Genomic DNA, 20971 nt, shown 5'->3' with positions numbered 1-20971 from the left:
AGATAGGACTTACGCAATAACTCTCTGAAACCTTATTCCTTTGTGACCTACCCTGCGGGAAGCCACTTCGTGTCTATGCCTCCTTTGCGGTTCGTTTTTTGATGATTTTGCGTAAGTCCTGAAAGAGAAACTTTTAATTTATTACTCCTGAAAGCGGGTGCAGTATTGTTAAATGAAAGCTATGCCTGGTTTCAGCTTTCAGATAGCGTTCTTGCAAGGGTTGCCACTGCTGCCACGACTGGTAACGATTTTCAGTTAACAAATTAGCAAGGGTGGGCAACTCAGTTTGAATTTCTGACTTGAATACATCTGTAAGCCAGTCAGTTAAGACCGCACTATCTTGCATCGTACCCAAAATTTCTTGGATACTTTTCGCTTCTGTAAGATAAGCTGTGTAAGACTCGCCATATAAGTCAGTAAATAACTCCATCTGGTAGCGTATACGTTTAGCTTCTTTTCGCAAGCTATGAAGAATTTCACCTTCTGTTGTCAATTGTTTTTCTATCTTTTCTGGTTTCCAGTTTTTTTGAATTTTCACTTCTGATTCCACAAATTGAGTGCCAACTAGCCAACCTGGGTGCAGTAAAAAGTTACTCAATTCTGGTAAAAGTAAATCTGGTAGCACTTGCTGGATAGCAACAGATGCCAAAGGTTGATAACTAGGTTTCTCTAACCATTTCTCTAATGCATCTTTTAGAGACTTGTAAGATTCATCTTTTAAGGTTTTCTGCACACTCGATAGGACATCTTCACGTTGTTTAGCCAAAGCTGTGAAAGCTGTTTGCAGAGATTCCTGCTCTTTGCAGGGTAAGTTTGGTTTGTAATTATTTTCCAAACTTTCTTTGAGTACGTCTAAATCTCGCAGACTACCAAGACGACGGGCTATTTTACCAATATTTTTATCGCTGACTGGTTTTGATACATCTAACGCTAGCCCAAACCTAGTTACAGCCGTGCGTAGCCGACGCATTCCCACTCGCATTTGGTGCAGCGCTTCTGGATCTTCATCTTTCTTTACTGATTTTTCCCACTTCAAGGTTTTCTTAAAGTGTTTTTCAATCGCTTGATACGCGTAGTCCCCTAGAGTTTTTACCGTAGGTTGTGTGGCTAATTTCATAATTTGTCTTAATGACTACCTAATTAGGTTATTGCATAATAACATTAGTTAAAAGTATACATCTACTACTTTTGATATTTTTTTATTCACTGAAAATGGTAAGTCTTCTTATGATTATTGATACTTGCATACTATTATAAAAATATGCTACATCTATCAAAGGTTTGAAAAGCAGATTCCGCCTGACAATTTGATGTTAATGATTGCTTAATAATATTTGGCATAGATTAAATGATTTATTATCATGGCAGAATAAATCTTTTTGCAATCAAATTTTGCAGATGATCCCCATTTAGGCTTATTCATTAAGGCAGCAATTCCAGGAAAAGATAACGGTTTTGATATTGAAAGAATAGGCATTTACCAAAACCGTATCTTTTTTTGCGTGGCCCTGTATTGCGGGGTTAGGCTGTTGTTCTGGAAATAGAGTTAGAAGATTCTAGTCTTGGACTCTTGAAACTGGGACAAATTGGGGAAGCAAAGGAGTTATATAAAAAACATTTTTTTTGGTTGGATGGTTTGGGAATTTGGGATTTGTGTGTAGATGAAAAGATTTGTTGATTTTAGCCGGGCCAACGATGGATTTAGATAGGCCTGTGCAAATTTATCGTTGGGTAAATAGTGTGAATTCGCGAGAAAATGTCTTCAGCAATCCAGATTTTGTGCAAGATATTGCCTATGGAAATCGGGAAGAACACGCTGAGGGAATGACGCTATTTGAGGATGTAGCTGGTATACCTTCGCTATTGGTAGTTTATGACTCTCCAGCAAAGACTAGATTGGTCGGTGATAGTGGTGTAATAGCGGATGTGTTTAAGCTGGGATAAGCAATTTTGGACTTTCCTGCGGAACGCTACGCGAACGGCTACGCTCAGTCGAACGATTTTGGATTGTTAAAGATTAGTGGAAATTGCTTGTACGGGACAGCTGAGGATACACTGTTCGCAGACGATACAGCGCGATCGCGTGAATGTCAACTTGTATGTCTCTGGGTGGAGGGTGAGGGCTTCGGTAGGACAGACCCCAGTACACAAGCCACAGTGGACACAGACATCAGGATCAATCGCAATTTCGCCTAATGTATAAGAAACGCTAACATGGCGCGATCGCATCCACTCGATCGCAGCATCTAATTGATCGATATCTCCCGATAGTTCCACTACCAGTTTGCCAATTTGATTTGGGGCAACTTGAGCGCGGATAATATTGGCGGCGACGTTGAACTCTTTGGCCAGTACGTAAGTTACTGGCATTTGCACGGCGCGTTTTGGGAAGGTGAGTGTTACTCGTTTTTTCACAGGTTTAGCAGAGAGTTTTTTCTGTTGTAGCGTATTTGGAGTTTTATCAGTTCTTCTCTACAGAACGCTGTGCGAACGGGAAAGGCAGAGGGCAGAAGGGAAGAGGATTTGACCAAAATTATTTACTAAATCGAAATTCCGCCTACTTCTTGCCCATCAGGTCATACAGCCGAATCGCCTTGTCATCCTTAGTGATGATTTGCTTGCTATCGGGGCTGAACCTGGGATAGCCGTATCTGTCGTCATTGTTTCATTATTGTCTCGATTAGAGCAGAAGATTTGCCATAAGTGTTCTAGAGCCTTTTTGGCATTGAACTAAGATAGCTGGATATTCGGAAATTAAGGCTTTTAACGATTATTATGCAAAGGATTTGGTAATTTTCTATTTCTTTGTACTTAAAACCGTTATAGGCAAGGAAAAATCAAGCCTTTTCAGCCACTATTTCCGTTTTTATTCTGATCTCGGCTCAATGCCTTTATAAGTAGGCTTGAGATTGGCAAAATTGATAAGCTGGCCAAGCGATATCACAGTTTCAGGAGATTAGCCTGGTGCATCATCAGGGCGAAGATGTAAGGTGATTTCTGTATCGAACCACTTAGATCGCCGTTTTGGAGGTCGGTTTTACTTCGACTCAGGGACTGCTGGTATACTTCAGAACACCTTCAATATTTTCAATTCCTTGTATGACTGTTGAAGTCCACTTAAGTGTGCCATCTCTTCTTTTACAAGCAGCTTTTAAATAGTTTCCTCTAATGCGGATATTCTGGCAACTGAACTGATAATTGCTAGCTTTATCAGGGTTAGTCACTTCTAAAGTGCCGTTAATATTTTCAATCCCCTGTAATTCTATTGAAGCTTTGTTGAATGAACCATTGCTTCGGCTACAACTAGCAGAGAGAACATTGCCATAAACTGAGATGTGGTTACAGCTTTTCTGATAACTGCTAGGTGTAGCATTAGCAGGGGTATTAATCCCAACTAAAGTAGATGTTGCAAAAAGAGCAATTACACTAAATAAATTTCGCTTCATGATTTTGTTTCTCTATGCCGACAAATTGTTCTACATCTTTGAATAAGCCGATTTCGGATGCAATCCCATAATTTTTTACTTTAGATGGGGTAAGTTCACGCCCAAACACTGTTGGCGAAAGTGTTACAAGTCATCAGAGAAACTTTTTACTAACGCTCTCTAATAAATGCAGTATTACCCAAGTCACTTATGATATCCTCTGTTAATGGCGCTCCTAGTTTTCGCGCTCAAATGTCAAAAATATCACTAACACCAAGCGTATTGGTATAAATCTTAAATTAGCGCAAACCTAAAATTTCGGAAATTGCCGCTACAATATCCAGATAGAAGTTGCCTTTGACTGTGCGAAACAATTCAAATTTAGAGTCAGGGGCACCAAAAAACAGTCTGAGAAACCATCCTAACTGTATACCAACAAAGGCATAAAGCAATAACCAGGATCTTAAAATAGAGGTGCGGGTTTTTTGCCAATTTCATCTTGTTGAGAAAGTAATTGCATTCCTTCATAAAGGAATTTAACGCCAAAGATGCCTGTAATCCCAAAAATTCACACATTCAAGAGTTTATGTTTTCTATATTTTGTTAAATTTCTAATAACTAATTAACGGATTCCCAAAAGATAACTAATAGCTTGAATTACACTTAAATAGAAATTACCTTCTCTTTCACGGAATAGTTCAAAGGCAGAACCAGGTGTGCCAAAAAATGGTCTGAGAGTCCATCCTAGCTGACTGCCTACGAAAGCGTAAAGAAATAGCCAAAATTGTAAAATCTTCTGGCGTGTCTTGCTACCTTCATTATCTTGTTCTAAAACCAAACTCGTGGCGTGATATAAAGACGAAACACCAATAAATCCAGTTATGGCAAAGATGAAGACATTTAACAGAATTAAAAATTGGTAATTATTGGTGGTAATCAAGAAAAACAGCGTGATTGGGGCAAAGCTAAATAAAAGTACACTTGTAACTGAAACAGCAGTTAAAACTAATGCTAAATGCTGTGCAAAAGTCCGCTTTGAACCAAAAATAATATTAGCAAAGTACAAGGTTGGGATACAAATCAGGAGTGTGATTAAATAAAGGGCTGGGAGTTTAATCGCGGAAGACAAAGCTTGCATCCAACTATGGTATGCACCAATGATTCCGCCATAAGCAGCGATAAATAAGGAACTACAAACCAGCAGAGAAATGATTTTATTTGGTAATCTCGTACCTTGGCGAACTTCCTCTAGAAATCCTTGGCGATCGCGCAGAAAACCAATCAACACCGCAAAGTATTTTATTCCTAAAGATTTCCGTTCAATCATATTCTCCTCACACAGGTAAAATTCTAAGTTTCATCTGAGTAATCACCGCCAGAACCATACTTCCAGGCATCAACCAAACGATACCAATAATATTGTTGTTCATTTGATTGATTCTTAATCCATGTTTCTAGCATTGGACTTAACCAAAACAAGGCAGTGTATACACCCAAATTACTGTAATGTAACAACCAATCTAACAAACTTCCTAAACCTACTTGGGGAATTATTTTGGCAACTAATCCCGGATGGTATAAACCAGTTTTTAACAGTGTTTGCGTTAGTGCCGAAAACTGCACTATATCCTGTAAAAATGGTTTTAGCACTGGTGTACCCAACTGTTGCATTTCCTGAAATACCGCTGAGAGGAGTTGGTTAATTTGATCTGGGGCAATTTTCTGATTTATACCAACACTCATCGCCCTTTGAAACAACCAGGTAACAGTCAAACTTGGCTGATAGGGTTGCAGCAGTGCGATCGCTTGTGCAGATAATTGTTCTGTTTCCAGCGCTTCATAAATGCCATAAGTTAAACGCTTCAGGTGACGCACCATTGCCCCAAAACCACCAAAACTCAAGGGAGATTGACTACCACTGCTATCTCCGGCTGGTAGAATGCGGCTCCAAGGGGTTTTTAGAGGACTTTGGCGATAGGTAGGAAAGAAGCCAAATAGCGCTCGTTGAAATTTCAGCTTGCTCAATTCCACTCCCTGATATTCTGGTAAAAGACGCAGATATTCTTCAAATAGAGCTTCTAAACTCAAGCGTTGGGGATGTGCATCCATGTAAGTAAACAAGTAAGTGGTTCTGCCATCCCTGGCTGGGAAGGCTTCCCAGAAGTACTGACATTGATTCTGCAAAGATGTAAATGATAATAACAAATCGCCTGAGTTATTTTCCGGAAAACCTTGGGCGCAACTTCCCACAACTAAGCAAAGGGCATCTGGTTTTTTTCCTTGGCGTGCTTGTTGGGTGATGGGTGAAAGATGTCCCATCGCGTCGATTAATAACCGAGTTTTGAATTGGTTATTTACCATCACCCCATCTGAATGAACCACCGCTTCAGTAAAAGGTGTATTTTCTAACAACTTTCCCCCAGCGGCGAGAAATCGCGTTTTCAAAGTAGCTAGTAGATAAACCGGATCTACGCCGATATTCAAGACATCCTCTACCCAAACTTCTGTACCGCCAGCAAAACTAACTCGTGCTGGGTTATATTTAGTAGCGATCGCAGTTTCTAATTCTTCCTCAGTTAGCAAGTTCAATTCCACAAACACATATAATTCTTTACGAGAGATATTCCACTCTTGATCCCTCCCCCGCAAAATTCCCCGTTCCATCAACGCCACCCGCAATCCTTTCACCGCCAAGGCGCAACCAATTAAAATGCCTAAAGTGCCACCGCAGATAACTACATCGAAGTCTACAACGCCTAAAAGCTGTGGACTTTCTTTAACTAACGTTGGGATAGGTGCGGTGTTTTCTCGCACAGATGTGAGGATGCGATCGCCTTGGCGCAATCCTCTTAAAACATCGCCGGGTAATTCGGAAAGGATTTCTTCAGTTAAAGACATTTTGGAAAAATTCAACTCTACATTCCAAAACTACCTGAGAATGAAGAAAGTAGATACGATATTATTTATGGAGAGCTACAAGCGTGGTCAACAATAACAATCAAATACTACCATTACCCCCCGAGGCTGACAGAGAAGAGTTAGAAGGCGTTGTGCAGGTGTTAGCAAACGTAACTAAGCTCCCTGCTGAAGTGGTTAAGCCACATTTAGATGCATTGCTTGAGCAGTTGATAAAATCAAAGCAGGAGCAACCATTTTACAAAACTGCAACGGCTCTTGAGTGGGTAACAGCTTTTCGGGAATGGGCAGAGAGCCATAGGCGAGATACGCCCTTACTATCAGAGTATGCTTTAAGTCGGGCAGGAATATACGATGATGAGGAGTCGGAAGATATTTAAGTGACTTATCTTGTCGATACCAACTTATTGCTACTAAGCGTACAGCCACACCACCCAATGTATGCAGATACACTGAACGCAATTTCAACTTTACGAGGAGCAGAGTTAGAGCTTTTTATTACCTCGCAAAACCTCATAGAGTTTTGGCGAAGTGCAACACGACCTGCCCAAAGGAACGGCTTAGGCTTAACCATAGCTGAAGCTAGGACGGAACTGGAGCGCTTAGAAGGTTTCTTCTTGGTACTGCCAGATGTACCTGAGATTTATCCAGAGTGGAAGCGATTAATTTTACAGTATGGGGTAATGGGGGTAAATGTCCACGATGCCAGGCTTGTAGCCTCAATGTTAGTCAACAAACTAACCCATATCTTAACTTTCAACGTTAGGGACTTTAACCGCTACGCTTCTGAAGTCACTCCTGTGAACCCAACTAGCTTTACACCACCATCTTCTGAGAGCTAATTGGGTTGTCACCTTGCACTCTTTCTTCTATTCTTTAATGTCTGGTTTCTCGGAATCCGGTGAATCAGGTAACTGATTTATTTCAAGCGTTGGAACAGATGGAGTAAATCAGTTCACTTTTTTCAAAGTAACAGTAACTACTGCATTTTTAGCGGTTGACAAAAGAAAGATTTCCTTCCCATTATCAACAATGACACCGCTAAAAGTATCACCACTTATTACTATCTGCACCGTACAATCTTGTTTAACACTATAGGTTCCTGACCCTGGGGTGTTTATAGATAGAGTACCGTTATAGCTATCAGAAGCTATTCCTTGAAGATTTCCCGTTCCATTAAACTTGAATAAACCAACTTGAGCTAGAGGGTATCCTAAGACCGTCCCAGTCAATATACTTCCATAGCTACCTTTTATGGTTGCATTATTACAAGAAGGCGTAGCTTGGGCGTTCACCTTTTGAGAGATAGCGTCTGAAATGGTCAATACTGACACAGTACCAATTATTAACGTCGTAAAAAAGCCTTGGATTTTAAAGTTCATCATATTCATGAAATCAAGACACCTTTGCATAAATATTGACATTAGAAGATTACTATTGAATAACTTAACTTGTAAATCCTAGTAGAAAGTAAAATTTTTTATACAAAATTTATTTGCACCCACAAAGTCTTGTCTACCTTTGAAGTTGCGTCCTCGGAGATTTTGACCGGAGAAGTATAAAGTAATGTTCAACTTTACGGAGGTGAGCAAATTTTACTACACGCTCACCCCTGTACATTCAGGAATGGTTAGATATTTTTCATTAATGGAGTTAAAAGACTCGTTCACGAGTATAAAAGACTCATTAACGGAGTTCAAAGACTCATTCACGAGTATAAAAGACTCATTAACGGAGTTCAAAGACTCATTCACGAGTATAAAAGACTCATTAACGGAGTTCAAAAACTCATTCACGAGTATCAAAGACTCGTTAACGGAGTTCAAAGACTCATTCACGAGTATCAAAGACTCGTTGACGGAGTTCAAAGACTCGTTTACGAGTATCAAAGGCTCATTAAGAGTAATCCAAGTAAAAAAATGCCCAATTATCATTGCGAATGGAGCAAAGCGGAATGAAGCAATCTCTTCATCTTTGTGATTGCAACTTTTGGAGACGCTGCGCGTAGCTTGCTTCCACAAAGTGGTATGCTCCACTGCGTTGCACTCGCAATGACAGACTTTGGATCATTTATTTATTGGAACACTCTAATGGAGTAAATCTTAAGTAGGGTGCGTTATAGCTTCTCTCTAGATAATTTAGATTATGTGTATTGTGCCTGTCCCATTGCAGACGGCACAAATTTTCTTTCTAACCTTCCCCATTTCCCAACATTTGAGGCACGTAAAAAGGCTTGCTCTAATTCCCTCGTTATTACTGTAAATACTCACCACGCCAGGGAGCATCCCAATTTTGTTTAACTCTCTTCCCTCACCCCCAGCCCCTCTCCCAAACATGGGAGAGGGGAGAAATTCCTCTTCTCCCATGCTTGGGAGAAGGGGTTAGGGGATGAGGGCTATCAAGGGAATGGCACATTTGGGATGTTCACCCCGCCAGCCGATACATAATCACTTTTCCTTTCCAATTTTCTTCCACAAATACTAGATACTCACCATTGGAACGCCGAAAAGCGCGGATACCGTAGGGGATATCAATCCAGCCACTTTCGCTACCAACTTCTGGGCCTGGTTTTAACTGTTGTACTTGCACTCCCGTCTTGGCATTGTAGACATATACCTCTGCGGTTTTAACTGTCACGGCGAATACATGATCTCCCGCCACACTCATTGCAGCCGTAGACACTTCATGTTTGCCAGTGGTGTCGTAGGGAATTACAATCCGCCAACGGGGAGTACGATTACCTTGACTCCAATTGTCAAAACGGGCAATCTCAGAACCAACAACTCCAGTATCGTCACCGAATGCAGGGTGATCTACTGTGAAGCCTGACAAATACATAGTATCTGTTTCCGGGAAATATTCGATCCGCCGCAAGTCGTTAAATATCTTGGGAGTAGTTTGCTTCTGCATCAAACTATACTTGTAGATGGGGTTGCCTTTAGCATCTATTCCCTGTAAAGGATAGTGGCGAATGCCATCTTGGGTTCGCAAAGCTTTCCAAACATCTCCTTTGCTGTCTACCCACCATCCGCCGATATAGGGATAATCTTTGCTGGTATCATATTCGTTCTTTTCAAATTTGCCATTACCGTTGCGATCGCGCCAGATCCATTCCCCTTTTTCTGGTTGATGCGGTGGCCAATTCCCGGTGAGAAATGGTTTATCTCCGCTATTGGTACCGACGAACATTCCGGCTGGTATGGCAATTTTGCCATCTGTGGCTGGATTAAAACGATATATTTGCAGAAAGCTGCTATACATATCTGTGAGGTACAAAAACGGCTTCCCTTGGATGCGGCGAACAAAGGTTCCATCTGGCGATGTATGCAGACGTGGATCTTGAGGATATTTGAAACCATTTAAAGTGTAGGCTTTGTAAGTCCATTGCTTACCAGCAGGCTTACTGTAGTCCATCAAATAGTGTTCTTGTTTGGTGAATAAATCTACACCATCACTTTTAGGATCGGCATCTGCATTATCGACGAATATCAATCCCAGCGATCGCCAGATTAGTTTTCCCGATGGCGAAAATTTCCGCAAATCTGTTCCTGATTTGTTGAAACCATCACTATTTATATAGATATTCCCTGAAGTATCTGTACCGACTCCGGTAAGTCCGTAAAGTTTCAAATCTTGAACTTCACCAGCAACTCCTGCATAGATACCACCTTTAGAGCCAAAACTACCCACCTGCACGGGCTTATCTTTGACATCATAAATCAACATTTGCTGACGCGGCCCATTCTCTGCCACCAATAGCTTACCTTGATGATCAATTGCGATCGCTGTTGGTTCAACAATATCTCCAATCTGTTGGGGCAATTGCTTTCCAGTTTGGGAATAATGGAGAATCTTGGCAGGATTACTACCATTTTTGCTTTGAACAATCCAGAGATTTTTCTGTGGATCAATAGTTATTGCTCCCGGATTAGCAACGGTAAAGCTGCGGAGTTCCTTCATCGTATCAGGATCATAGACACGAATCTGATTAGCAGCAAAATCACTCACATACAACTCGCTTTCCCCAGTTGCTAATCCAGTAACTTCATTTTTAGTGCTAGTAATTAACATACTTTTATCCCAGCCACGCCCATTGGGAAACGGCGCAGGTTTTCCCGACAAGTCATAGCGTCTAACGCAATGCCAAGTTGTTCCTTCAGGTGGGTAATCTTCATCTGTTTTGCCCCTCGAACCCTGAGTCATGGCAATGTAAATATATTTACTATTTGCTGTTACAGCTTTCCCACCTCCACGACTCCAGCCGTGAGTATCCCCAATAGCCCCAATAACTTTACCATCCTTATATATGGCTGCCTCCATTCCCGCCTCATCCCAATGACTGTTTGTATAAACTGTGCCATCAGGGGCAACATACATTGCCTCAATATTGTTTTGTACCCGCAGATTTCCACTGCCAAAAGTATTACCTATCCACGATGTTTTGTACGTGAGTGTGGGTGTTCCAGTTATCGCCCAGTCTGTTGTAATTCCAATGGTAGTAACAATTACTCCAGCAGTCAGACTGAGTAAAAAATTGAAAGTTTTACTTTTTTGTAAATATCTAATATTAGAGAATTTTTTGATGTACTGATTGAGTTTAATCCGAAATTTGACTAACCGCATCAATAATTTATTTATCATATAATTTTTAAGCTTTTAATTATTTATATACAATCACTATTTATAAAATCCGCACAAAATTTTACTGCTTTTAACTGGGTACAATAAAAATTATTTATGAATACGATATTTTAATTAATTATCAATAATCAATAATTTAAAAATGCTATTCATAGAAACTTTATCAAAAAAACATTATTTCAGCTAATATTTTTAAATGTATCAATTTTTACTTTTACCAATGCAAAAATTGTAGATATTAATACAAAATTATTTATTAATAAATTAATTTGTATTGGTTTTTTCCTTTCCCTGTCTACCACTCAGCTTGTTTTGTGGCAGGAATCATATATATCATCCTCAGTGTTATTTAGTTAATAAAAACACAGGTTTGAATTCATTGTTGACGTTCGCATATAAATAGTTTATAAATTGGTGTTCTATAAAAAACTCTTATTTTTAATGTGTATTCGTAAATTATAGTAATTCAGGTTGGGATATAACAAACACGCTGTTAGGGTAATTCATGAATTGACCCTACTATTTTAATACATTTATAGGAGACACATTGATGGAAGGTAATAAAGAAACAAGTTTTGCTTCATCATCTGCATCTATTCTCACCCTTGGATTAGGCTGGTTTCCCAAAAGCCCTGGAGGATTAGAAAGGTATATTTATGAATTAACTCATAAATTAGCAGCAAATAAAGACGAGGTTGAATTATGTGGAGTCGGTCTACCAGAAGCTGAAATAAATTCACCGATTAAGCTGACTAACTTGGCTTCTGTTGATAGTGCTATTTGGCAAAGATTATGGTCAATTCGTAATAACTTTCAAAAAACAAGAACAAGCAAACCAGATGCTATTAATTTGCACTTTGCATTATACAGCTTTCCTATTTTAGATATTTTACCAAAGGGAGTACCAGTTACTTTTAACTTTCATGGCCCTTGGGCTTCTGAGAGTCAGCAAGAGGTAGTTAATAAAAATCTCAGTCTTTTGATCAAACACTGGCTAATAGAACAAAACACTTATAATCGCTGCGATCGCTTCATTGTTTTGAGCAAAGCATTTGGTAAAATTTTACATGATAAATATCAAGTCCCGTGGAGCAAAATTAATATTATTCCTGGTGGAGTTGATATTAACTGGTTTCAACCAAATTTATCACCCCAGGAAGCTTGTACAAAGCTAGGCTGGCCTAGTAATCGCCGGATCATATTTACATCCCGCCGCTTAGTACATCGAACCGGAGTTGACAAATTATTGCAGGCACTGGCTATAATTAAGCCCAGAATACCAGATGTTTGGCTAGCGATCGCAGGTCGTGGTCACATCCAAGCTGCACTACAACAACAGGCTAGAGAATTAGGACTAGACGACAACGTTAAATTTTTAGGTTTTCTCCCTGATGAGCAATTACCTATAGCTTACCAAGCTGCCGAACTAACTATCATGCCTAGTCAATCTTTTGAAGGATTTGGATTAGTAATAATCGAGTCTCTAGCCTGTGGTACTCCCGTTTTATGTACTCCCGTTGGGGGAATGCCAGAAATTTTATCAGAATTTTCACCTGATTTAATTACTACTTCAACAGAAGCATTAGCCATTGCTGAAAAATTAGAACAAGCACTATTGGGAAATATCCCCATACCTTCACGATCAGCCTGTCGCCAGTATGCCACTACACACTATGACTGGAATCAAATCACCCAACAAGTACGGAATATTTTATTAGCTTAAACAAGTGATTGTAATAGATGTTAAAGGTGCTGCGTGAGTCAAATTAGATAAAATAGAGGTTTTATGAGAATTCTTTTCTTAGACCAAAGTGGTAAACCAGGCGGTGCAGAATTATGTTTAATAGATATTGCTAAACCATATGGCGATCGCGCTTTGGTAGGTTTATTTGCAGATGGCCCATTTAAACATCTACTACAGCAAAATCATATCCCAGTAGAAGTTTTTGCAACTCAAGCAATCGAAGTTCACAAAGAAAGCAGTTTGGTACAAGGATTAAAGAGTCTGGGACAACTTGTACCTTTGATTACTAAGGTAGTTAAAAAAGCGCGTGAATACGATTTAATCTATGCTAATACCCAAAAAGCATTAGTTGTAGGGGCATTAGCAAGTTTTTTCAGTCGTCGCCCTCTAGTTTATCATTTACATGATATTCTTTCTACAGAACATTTTAGCCAAACTAATCTTCGTATTGCTGTTAATTTAGCTAATCGTTTTGCATCATTAATAATTGCTAATTCACAAGCTAGTCAAACAGCCTTTGTGCAAGCAAAAGGACGCCCAGACATCATAGAAGTTGTCTATAACGGCTTTGATCCAAAAATTTATCAAACTGATGAGTTTGACATTAATAGATTACAACAACAGTTAGGATTGTCAGGAAAATTTGTAGTTGGACACTTTAGCCGTCTTGCACCTTGGAAAGGGCAGCATATTTTAATTGATGCCCTTGCCAAATGTCCGCAAGAGGTGACAGCAATTTTAGTGGGTGATGCATTGTTTGGCGAACAAGATTACGTCCAACAGTTACACCAACAAGTTAGCCAACTGGGATTAGAAAACCGCGTCAAATTTTTAGGATTTCGTTCTGATATTCCTCAGTTAATGGCAGCTTGTGATTTGGTAGCACATACCTCTACTTCCCCAGAACCCTTTGGTAGAGTGATTGTAGAGGCAATGCTATCTGGAAAACCTGTAGTTGCAGCAAAAGCTGGGGGTGTAATGGAATTAGTAGAACATGGACTTAATGGTTTTCTAGTGACACCAGGAGAACCCCAGGAACTTGCACAAGTAATTATCACCTGTTTTCAGGAGATGGAAATAACTGCAACTATAGCCAAGAATGCCAGGATTATTGCTAGTGAGCGTTTTGATATCGCAATTATTAATCAGCAAATTGCTCAACTGCTGTCTCATATCACGTCTGCTTAAATAGACATATAGCGGTTTTAAATTGCGTGGAGTACAGACAATTCGTAGGGGCGCACAGCTAGCTGTAATCGTGTGCCCCTACTAGGTTTCAAAGCCTCTCCACCCGTGGGGGATAAGTTTCCAGCGAATGCAATTTAAAAACTTTGCGTTTCCCTGGGAATGAGTATACCAAGTTGGTTAAGTTAGCAATAATGTATGTCATATAAATAATGTGATTAATAAGATTGACTTAAAAAATTCGTATAGTATCATCATTGTGACTGATGTAGCAAAAATACATTTAACTACCCAGACTTGGTAGATAAAAAGATTTTGCAGAACATAGCGATGTGTGATGAAAACACATCGCAGTACACAAGTGGAATCAAACAGATAAAAAACACCAATTTATGACATCAACCACAACTTACACTTACGATGTCGATGGCAAAGTGATATCTGAGAGGACAGACAACAACAGTGATGGGATAATAGACTCAGTTATTACCTACCGCTATGATCTGACATCCGATAGCTTTGACACCAACGGCGACGGCAAAGTTGATATTGTCCAAACCTATACTTATAATGCCAAGGGCAACCTGACATCCATAAGCACTGACAACAACGGCGACGGCAAAGTTGATTCTGTCCAAACCTATACTTATGATGCTAAGGGCAACCAGACATCCATAAGCACTGACAACAACGGCGACGGTAAAGTTGATTCTGTCCAAACCTCTACTTATGATGCCAAGGGCAACCTGACATCCAATAGCCGTGACGACAACGGCGACGGCAAAGTTGATTTTGTCCAAACCCTTACTTATGATGCCAAAGGCAACCAGACATCCATAAGCACTGACAACAACGGCGACGGTAAAGTTGATTCTGTCGCAACCTATACTTATGATGCCAAGGGCAACCAGACATCCAACAGCAGTGACAACAACGGCGACGGTAAAGTTGATTCTGTCGCAACCTATACTTATGATGCCAAGGGCAACCTGACATCCAATAGCCGTGACGACAACGGCGACGGCAAAGTTGATTTTGTCCAAACCCTTACTTATGATACCAAAGGCAACCAGACATCCAACAGCAGTGACAACAACGGCGACGGCAAAGTTGATATTGTCCAAACCTATACTTATGATGCCAAGGGCAACCAGACATCCAACAGCAGTGACAACAACGGCGACGGCAAAGTTGATTTTGTCCAAACCTATACTTATGATGCCAAGGGCAACCAGACATCCAACAGCAGTGACAACAACGGCGACGGCAAAGTTGATTCTGTCCAAACCTCTACTTATGATGCCAAGGGCAACCGGACATCCTATAGCGCTGACGACAACGGCGACGGCAAAGTTGATTCTGTCGAAACCTCTACTTATGATGCCAAGGGCAACCAAACATCCGATAGCAGTTACGACAACGGCGACGGCAAAGTTGATTCTGTCCAAACCTTTACTTATGATGCCAAGGGCAACCGGACATCCTATAGCACTGACAACAACGGCGACGGCAAAGTTGATTCTGTCCAAACCTTTACCTTTACTTATGATGCCAAGGGCAACCAGACATCCACGAGCAGTGATTACAACGGCGACGGCAAACTTGATTATGTCCAAACCTCTACTTATGGACGCGCATCCGCCAGTTATGACTTCAACAATGATGGTGTAATTGATGCTGTTGGCATCTACAGCTACGATTTTAACGGCAAGCTGACATCACAAAAAATTGACAAAAATAATGATGGCATCTTTGATGAAGTCACCGCTTATAGTTATGACGCTAACGGCAAACAGACTGCACAGGTAGCTGACAAAAATAATGATGGCATCCCTGATGAAATTACCACTTTCAACTACGATCGCAACGGCAAACTAATTTCCGCAGATATTGACAACAATAGTGATGGCATTACTGATGCAGTTGCCACTTATCTGTATGATACCAATGGTCAATTAATCAGCAAAACCACCACAGACGGAAATGTGCCAAAGATTACTTTAAACGGTGGTAACGGTGCAGATGAACTCAGTGGTGGGGCTGGTAATGATCAAATTTCCGGCAAAAATGGCAACGATAAACTCTTTGGATTAGCCGGAAATGACAAACTAGTTGGTGGTAATGGTAATGACATCCTCAATGGTGGTGCTGGGCGTGATACCCTCACAGGCGGTTGTGGCGCTGATAAATTTGTGTTCAGTAGTCTGAGTGATTCGCTGCTGTCTAGCTTTGATAAAATAACTGACTTGAATATTTCTCAAGATAAAATTGATGGGCTATATGCAGTTAGCGCTGCTAATCTAGTTCAACTTGGCACTGTTGCGAGTCTAAATCTCTCAGATGTACAACAGATATTGACTGCAACTGCTTTTGTAGCTAAAGGTGCGGCAACTTTTACCCTTGGTACAGGCAATCATCAGCAGACTTTTCTGGCACTCAACGATAACACTAATGGATTCTCTGCCCTCACGGATGCCGTGATTGAGATTAGTGGCTACAAGGGTAACTTAGCCTCCTTAGCAGTTGTATAATCAGACTACGGTTCAGATGTGACTATAAACCGACTAATTCTTTAGATTCAAAATCGGTAAGTTGTTGAGCGATCGCTAATCTTGCTTCCAACTTAGCTACACTAAACTGATTACGCAGATATTCCAAATGAGCGATGGCATTTGCTTTATCGAGAGTTAATCGAATCTGGGTGTCTATTGACTTTTGATATTCCTGATTCACAAGCAGCACCTCAAAGCGACGAGCCTTGCGTTGAGCATCATTTTTTAAATCTATCTCAAAAGCGGCGGTGCGGTCTGCATTGCCTTCAAATCGGTTAACTTGGTGCTGCACTGCCATCAACTGAGAGTCTATTTCATTAGCCCGTTGGGCAGCTTGGGCGATCGCAGCTGGATAATGACTCAGTTGCATCATTTAATAATTTTCCTCTCATGTCAAGAATCTAGTGTTTAAGCATAAGACCAACCCTGGAATCCATTTTCCAAAAGGCTGTCACAGAGCAGTTTTACACTTAACCAAGTTGGGTGGACGCTATATATCTATTATAGTCCAAATGTACTAAATTAGGGGAGAAAAGGCAATGTCTGAGGTGCAGATATAGCGATCGCTATTCACCAAAAACTTACAGTAACTTTACTGGATCACAGCAAAAATGAAGTTCAAATTAACTCTCAGTAAATTTTCAATTAGAATCTCCTATTTGTATATAATATTTGCTAAACAACTGTTTTGAATTTAAGTATATTTTCAAAACCCTCTAGAGTTTGAGAGGGTAATTCCTTAGAGATTTGGCTTTGAGAATCAATAGTTTTGGTTGAGTAGTCGCAAAACCCAATTCTATTTTGGGCAACGTACCTCACCAAATCCTGTGACTGATTTCTTGCACACTTGACACAGCGCTGTTTCCGGCAGTGTAGTGGTTTTTAGTGGTTCCTAAAATACTCGAACCGCTACAAGTGCGAGTTTTTAGCGGCATCTTTTAATTCCCCAAAGAATGAAAAAAAATCGGAGTAACATCAATGTCTACATTTACCGTCACTAACACCAGCAGCAGCGGTGCTGGTTCACTACAACGGGCAATACTAAATGCGAATGCTCTAACAAGGAAAGGACATCATTTTAATACCACAGATCAGGATGGTGACGGCAACATCACTGAACAAGTACCATTTGACCAACGTGGTTCTGGCTTCGCTCGCATCTCTGGCGGTAAGGTAGACATTGGTGCATTTGAGGCAAAAGTCAATGTCATCAATGGCAACTGTGGAAGCAATACTCTCGATAATACTGCTGGCGATGACATTATCACTAGCTACCACGGGAAAAATACCATCACAGGTGGTGCAGGCGCAGACTCGTTCGTTTATACAAATATCCAGGATGCGGGTGATACGATCGCTGACTTTAAAACAAGTACTGACAAGATTGTCCTACGGCAACTTTTCCAAAATTCTGGTCTAGCCAACCTGAATTTTGTCAGTGCGATCGCCAACGGCTATTTGCACTTTGAGACTAAGGGAACTAGTGCGATCGTTTTAATTGATCCAGATGGTTCATCTGGAAAAGGTTATGCTGTCAACTTTATTACCTTCAGCAATGTGTCTACCGCTGCTTTGAACAATGCCATTAATTTTGCCTTCTAAGATTAAGTCCACTCATACACCCCAATACGGTTGGGTTAAGGAAATTTATCTGTTTAGGCAGGGGGAGAGAAAAAGGCTTATCCCAAGTGTATTGTCATACACCCATGATTTCGTTAGCCGTCAGACTCAAGTCTGCGGCTACACGAAGTAAGCCTGCTTATACAGGCTAATTATTCTCTACTAAACTCTGCACTATAGCTCAAGCCGCTTCCCGCAGTTGTGGTTGTGAGGGCACATTCACCTCTGGAAATGAAAGCGAGAGTTGTTCTGCTTGAGGTACCGCCGCTTGCTGCAAAACTTGAACTTCGATATTCACGCTCACCAAATAACTGCCTGTATCAGCACCAACCGCTTCAGCAATTAATTTGGCAATGTCTGGGCGTTTTGCAGTCAGAGGGTCACGTAAAATACACCGATCCCATTCATGCTTGGCAGTCGGATTGAGGTTGAGAATGTAATGCTTCATCATCGAACTAACCCTTGAATCCATCTTCCAGAAGGTTTTCACAAAACCGTTATCCATTTGGCTAGGCTTTGTGGACGCTATCTATATTATAGTATATTTGTACTAAAGAGGGGCGATTCTGAGTGAGAAAGTAGAGAATATAGACCATTCATAGGAGCGCACGCTGTGCATTAACGATATTCTTGTGCTATTGTCATTGTTTTAATCCAGACGCGAATAATCAAAGTCTAATGCCATTCGCGTAGCGTCTCGTAGAGAAAGCAGGCAAAGCCAACGCCAAATTTATCTATTCCTTTCTTTTGCAATTTGGTAACCTGTTTGAATCGCCAATCCCTAATCCAAAAAAATCTGTCCATAGGTAACTTCTAATACAAAGCTATTGCAACTAAGCTTATAAAGCAACACCTAATTCTTATATAAATCGCTATATGGTAGATACCTATATTATTGACCTATTTGTGGTTGGTCTACTTTTGCTAATGGTCACATTAGGGTCAGGTTGGATTGCTCGTTTACCTCTTTCTTTTGCCCTTATCTACTTACTAGTTGGTATATTTCTAGGGCCTTATGGCTTAAAACTTGTTCAATTACGTCAAAATGAAGTTTTCAACGCCGAACTGCTGGAGAAAATAACAGAACTTGTAGTAATTATTTCTGTGTTTGGCTGCGGCTTAAGAATTATTCGTCCTTTAAAGTTGGGGGTTTGGGATATTACGGTGCGATTGATTGTATTTCTGATGCCAATTTCAATTTTTGCTCTGGCTGTTGTGGGTAAATTGTTTTTAGGGATGAATTGGGGAGAAGCGATTTTATTAGGAGCAATTCTTGCACCCACAGATCCAGTATTAGCATCAGAAGTACAACTGACCGATACAAATGACCAAGATGAATTGAGATTTGGTTTAACTTCTGAAGGTGGTTTAAATGATGCTTTAGCTTTTCCCTTCGTTTATTTTGGTATTCATGCATTAGAAAATGATAACTGGGGCAACTGGTTTAAACAGTGGATTGCAGTTGATTTAATTTGGGCGATCGCAGTTGGCATTATTATGGGAATTATTGTTGCCAAATCTATAGTTTGGATTGAGCAAAAAATTCAAAAACGCCGTGCTGCCAATGAGTTAATGGAAGATTTTATTGCTATCAGCACAATTCTACTAACTTATTCCTTAACAGAAATGTTGAATGGCTATGGATTTCTGGCAGTATTTGTTGCTGGGTTAGTTGTCCAACGCAGTTACATAAATCCTGAAAAACCGTTAGCAGAATTGGAATTTGTTGAGCAGATTGAAAAACTGCTGGAAGTTGGGACAATTTTACTATTAGGGTCAATATTATTATTAAAGCCAATGCTCAATTATGCTGGGCAATCTTTGATAGTGATAATTTTATTATTCTTGATAATTAGACCTGTAGGAGTTTGGATTAGCACAATAGGTAAACGTCCTCTAGAGTCACATCGCCGTACCTTGCACCCAGGAACTCGGTTACTATTTGGATGGTTTGGTATTCGCGGTGTTGGTTCTTTATATTATCTTGCCTATGCGTTTGGTCATGGCTTAAAAGGTGAATCAGGCGAACAAATTGCTTGGATAACTTACACTACTATCATCGCTTCTGTGATTATACATGGCATTAGTTCAACTCCATTAATGAAGTGGTATGAGCGCAATCTTGCTAATCAGAGAAAGACTACCCCTCCTGCCACAATAGATGAATTTGAGTAAAAGTTATTTTTGTAGAATAGGCACTACTACTTACACTTCTACGTTAACAGTGCCCATCTTACTGCTTGGGTATAATACAGTTTTTCCCTAACTCCAGACCTCTCTCCTAAAAGGAGAGAGGCTTTGAGTCTTACTTTGCATTCCTTGTGGGGAAAGAGTTAGTAATTAGGTCTATATTTCCTATTTACCTGTCACCTTTTCAATAACTTCTTTTGCTTTTTCACCGAAACTTTCTGGGGGATTTTGTTCTCTCTCAGCCTTCAAATTCCTTTCGTAAGCCTCCTCCATAGTAGTAAGGCTTCCTGCATCTTTTACTGCTTTTTCATAAGCTTCTTCTCGTTCTTCCTCTTGAGCGCCAACGCCTAGGTCATATTCGTTAGCGCGATTAATTTTTTCTTCAGAATTTGGCTTATATTCTGGAGGTACTAGCTTCAATTCTTCAAGAGTAGTTGCATAAGTAGCTTGTTGAATGAAAATAAACGAACCTGACAGGCTGATGGAAATCATCAAGGCAAGAACCAAAAAGCTGGAACGTAATGCTTGCTTTAAAGTTAATAAAATTTTTTGCATGAAAAAATCTCCTCTTTTTACTTTATGAGCCTTAATCATGTATAAATATATTCAATATTTAAGGCTCACAGGCATCCTAAGTGTTTAAGTACAGTTCTTCCTTCTACCGCAGGGTATATTAATTTTTACCTATAGTTCAGTTA

Annotated in this window: 18 protein-coding genes and 2 pseudogenes; 8 read left to right on the top strand and 12 right to left on the bottom strand. The window is 40.2% G+C overall.

The features are described from left to right. Nucleotides 1-133: 133 nt before the first annotated feature. Nucleotides 134-1117, bottom strand: a complete 984-nt coding sequence (locus V7K21_RS08770) for a CHAD domain-containing protein (protein WP_335173385.1) — start codon at nt 1115-1117, stop codon at nt 134-136. A gap of 262 nt (nt 1118-1379) precedes the next feature. Between V7K21_RS08770 and V7K21_RS08765 the strand changes: the two are divergent. Then, nucleotides 1380-1944 (top strand): annotated as a pseudogene (locus V7K21_RS08765) (DUF3616 domain-containing protein); the annotation flags it as partial. Between the two features lie 66 nt (nt 1945-2010). Here V7K21_RS08765 and V7K21_RS08760 read toward each other — a convergent pair. The 5 genes and pseudogenes from V7K21_RS08760 to V7K21_RS08740 form a co-directional block, all read right to left on the bottom strand. Then, nucleotides 2011-2415 carry an NIL domain-containing protein gene (locus V7K21_RS08760; protein WP_335173383.1) on the bottom strand — a complete coding sequence of 135 codons (405 nt, stop codon included), beginning with the start codon at nt 2413-2415 and terminating at the stop codon, nt 2011-2013. Between the two features lie 632 nt (nt 2416-3047). Continuing rightward, entirely contained in the window at nt 3048-3446 is a 399-nt protein-coding gene (locus V7K21_RS08755; RefSeq protein WP_335173381.1) for a CVNH domain-containing protein, read from the bottom strand. A gap of 278 nt (nt 3447-3724) precedes the next feature. After that, nucleotides 3725-4023, bottom strand: a pseudogene (locus V7K21_RS08750) (actin-binding WH2 domain-containing protein); the annotation flags it as partial. Between the two features lie 24 nt (nt 4024-4047). After that, nucleotides 4048-4752 (bottom strand): actin-binding WH2 domain-containing protein, encoded by a 705-nt coding sequence (locus V7K21_RS08745; protein WP_335173379.1) that lies wholly within the window; start codon nt 4750-4752, stop codon nt 4048-4050. A 23-nt stretch (nt 4753-4775) separates the two neighbouring features. After that, nucleotides 4776-6323 carry an FAD-binding oxidoreductase gene (locus V7K21_RS08740; protein WP_335173377.1) on the bottom strand — a complete coding sequence of 516 codons (1548 nt, stop codon included), beginning with the start codon at nt 6321-6323 and terminating at the stop codon, nt 4776-4778. A gap of 83 nt (nt 6324-6406) precedes the next feature. Here V7K21_RS08740 and V7K21_RS08735 point away from each other — a divergent pair, with 83 nt between their 5' ends. Next, nucleotides 6407-6721, top strand: coding sequence for a hypothetical protein (locus V7K21_RS08735; RefSeq protein ID WP_335173375.1), 315 nt, complete (start codon nt 6407-6409; stop codon nt 6719-6721). Beyond that, nucleotides 6722-7183, top strand: coding sequence for a type II toxin-antitoxin system VapC family toxin (locus V7K21_RS08730; RefSeq protein ID WP_335173373.1), 462 nt, complete (start codon nt 6722-6724; stop codon nt 7181-7183). A 108-nt stretch (nt 7184-7291) separates the two neighbouring features. On the opposite strand, the gene V7K21_RS08725 is transcribed toward V7K21_RS08730, so the two are convergent. From V7K21_RS08725 to V7K21_RS08715, 3 genes are all read right to left on the bottom strand, one after another. After that, on the bottom strand, nt 7292-7726 hold the full coding sequence (locus V7K21_RS08725) for a hypothetical protein (protein WP_335173371.1): 435 nt from the start codon (nt 7724-7726) through the stop codon (nt 7292-7294). A 213-nt stretch (nt 7727-7939) separates the two neighbouring features. Next, nucleotides 7940-8377 (bottom strand): hypothetical protein, encoded by a 438-nt coding sequence (locus V7K21_RS08720; RefSeq protein WP_335173369.1) that lies wholly within the window; start codon nt 8375-8377, stop codon nt 7940-7942. 388 nt (nt 8378-8765) lie between these two features. After that, a complete protein-coding gene (locus V7K21_RS08715; protein WP_335173368.1) occupies nt 8766-10982 on the bottom strand; it encodes a hypothetical protein in 2217 nt (738 codons plus the stop codon). A gap of 550 nt (nt 10983-11532) precedes the next feature. On the opposite strand from V7K21_RS08715, the gene V7K21_RS08710 reads away from it, so the two are divergent. From V7K21_RS08710 to V7K21_RS08700, 3 genes are all read left to right on the top strand, one after another. Then, nucleotides 11533-12705 (top strand): glycosyltransferase family 4 protein, encoded by a 1173-nt coding sequence (locus V7K21_RS08710; protein ID WP_335173366.1) that lies wholly within the window; start codon nt 11533-11535, stop codon nt 12703-12705. Nucleotides 12706-12768: 63 nt separating this feature from the next. After that, on the top strand, nt 12769-13914 hold the full coding sequence (locus V7K21_RS08705) for a glycosyltransferase family 4 protein (protein ID WP_335173364.1): 1146 nt from the start codon (nt 12769-12771) through the stop codon (nt 13912-13914). Nucleotides 13915-14303: 389 nt separating this feature from the next. Continuing rightward, on the top strand, nt 14304-16442 hold the full coding sequence (locus tag V7K21_RS08700; RefSeq protein WP_335173362.1) for a bluetail domain-containing putative surface protein: 2139 nt from the start codon (nt 14304-14306) through the stop codon (nt 16440-16442). Nucleotides 16443-16464: 22 nt separating this feature from the next. Here V7K21_RS08700 and V7K21_RS08695 read toward each other — a convergent pair whose 3' ends face one another. After that, nucleotides 16465-16836 (bottom strand): hypothetical protein, encoded by a 372-nt coding sequence (locus tag V7K21_RS08695; protein WP_335173361.1) that lies wholly within the window; start codon nt 16834-16836, stop codon nt 16465-16467. 605 nt (nt 16837-17441) lie between these two features. Here V7K21_RS08695 and V7K21_RS08690 point away from each other — a divergent pair. Further along, nucleotides 17442-18065 (top strand): M10 family metallopeptidase C-terminal domain-containing protein, encoded by a 624-nt coding sequence (locus tag V7K21_RS08690; RefSeq protein WP_335173359.1) that lies wholly within the window; start codon nt 17442-17444, stop codon nt 18063-18065. 199 nt (nt 18066-18264) lie between these two features. On the opposite strand, the gene V7K21_RS08685 is transcribed toward V7K21_RS08690, so the two are convergent. Continuing rightward, complete coding sequence (locus tag V7K21_RS08685; RefSeq protein ID WP_335173357.1) at nt 18265-18534, bottom strand: hypothetical protein; 270 nt, start codon at nt 18532-18534, stop codon at nt 18265-18267. Between the two features lie 425 nt (nt 18535-18959). Here V7K21_RS08685 and V7K21_RS08680 point away from each other — a divergent pair, with 425 nt between their 5' ends. Continuing rightward, nucleotides 18960-20258 carry a cation:proton antiporter gene (locus tag V7K21_RS08680; RefSeq protein ID WP_335173355.1) on the top strand — a complete coding sequence of 433 codons (1299 nt, stop codon included), beginning with the start codon at nt 18960-18962 and terminating at the stop codon, nt 20256-20258. 180 nt (nt 20259-20438) lie between these two features. Here V7K21_RS08680 and V7K21_RS08675 read toward each other — a convergent pair whose 3' ends face one another. After that, the gene (locus V7K21_RS08675) at nt 20439-20828 is read right to left on the bottom strand and encodes a hypothetical protein (protein WP_335173353.1); all 390 of its coding nucleotides are present in this window, start codon (nt 20826-20828) and stop codon (nt 20439-20441) included. Nucleotides 20829-20971: the final 143 nt, after the last annotated feature.

It is taken from the genome of Nostoc sp. (assembly GCF_036919595.1).
GTDB lineage: Bacteria > Cyanobacteriota > Cyanobacteriia > Cyanobacteriales > Nostocaceae > Nostoc.
This window is presented reverse-complemented; position numbering and strand designations above follow the sequence as displayed.

Coding starts and splice junctions, on each gene's coding strand:
- V7K21_RS08770 (WP_335173385.1), bottom strand. CDS start 1,117: ATGAAATTAGCCACACAACCTACGGTAAAAACTCTAGGGGACTACGCG.
- V7K21_RS08755 (WP_335173381.1), bottom strand. CDS start 3,446: ATGAAGCGAAATTTATTTAGTGTAATTGCTCTTTTTGCAACATCTACT.
- V7K21_RS08745 (WP_335173379.1), bottom strand. CDS start 4,752: ATGATTGAACGGAAATCTTTAGGAATAAAATACTTTGCGGTGTTGATT.
- V7K21_RS08740 (WP_335173377.1), bottom strand. CDS start 6,323: ATGTCTTTAACTGAAGAAATCCTTTCCGAATTACCCGGCGATGTTTTA.
- V7K21_RS08725 (WP_335173371.1), bottom strand. CDS start 7,726: ATGATGAACTTTAAAATCCAAGGCTTTTTTACGACGTTAATAATTGGT.
- V7K21_RS08715 (WP_335173368.1), bottom strand. CDS start 10,982: ATGATAAATAAATTATTGATGCGGTTAGTCAAATTTCGGATTAAACTC.
- V7K21_RS08710 (WP_335173366.1), top strand. CDS start 11,533: ATGGAAGGTAATAAAGAAACAAGTTTTGCTTCATCATCTGCATCTATT.
- V7K21_RS08705 (WP_335173364.1), top strand. CDS start 12,769: ATGAGAATTCTTTTCTTAGACCAAAGTGGTAAACCAGGCGGTGCAGAA.
- V7K21_RS08700 (WP_335173362.1), top strand. CDS start 14,304: ATGACATCAACCACAACTTACACTTACGATGTCGATGGCAAAGTGATA.
- V7K21_RS08695 (WP_335173361.1), bottom strand. CDS start 16,836: ATGATGCAACTGAGTCATTATCCAGCTGCGATCGCCCAAGCTGCCCAA.
- V7K21_RS08690 (WP_335173359.1), top strand. CDS start 17,442: ATGTCTACATTTACCGTCACTAACACCAGCAGCAGCGGTGCTGGTTCA.
- V7K21_RS08685 (WP_335173357.1), bottom strand. CDS start 18,534: ATGATGAAGCATTACATTCTCAACCTCAATCCGACTGCCAAGCATGAA.
- V7K21_RS08680 (WP_335173355.1), top strand. CDS start 18,960: ATGGTAGATACCTATATTATTGACCTATTTGTGGTTGGTCTACTTTTG.
- V7K21_RS08675 (WP_335173353.1), bottom strand. CDS start 20,828: ATGCAAAAAATTTTATTAACTTTAAAGCAAGCATTACGTTCCAGCTTT.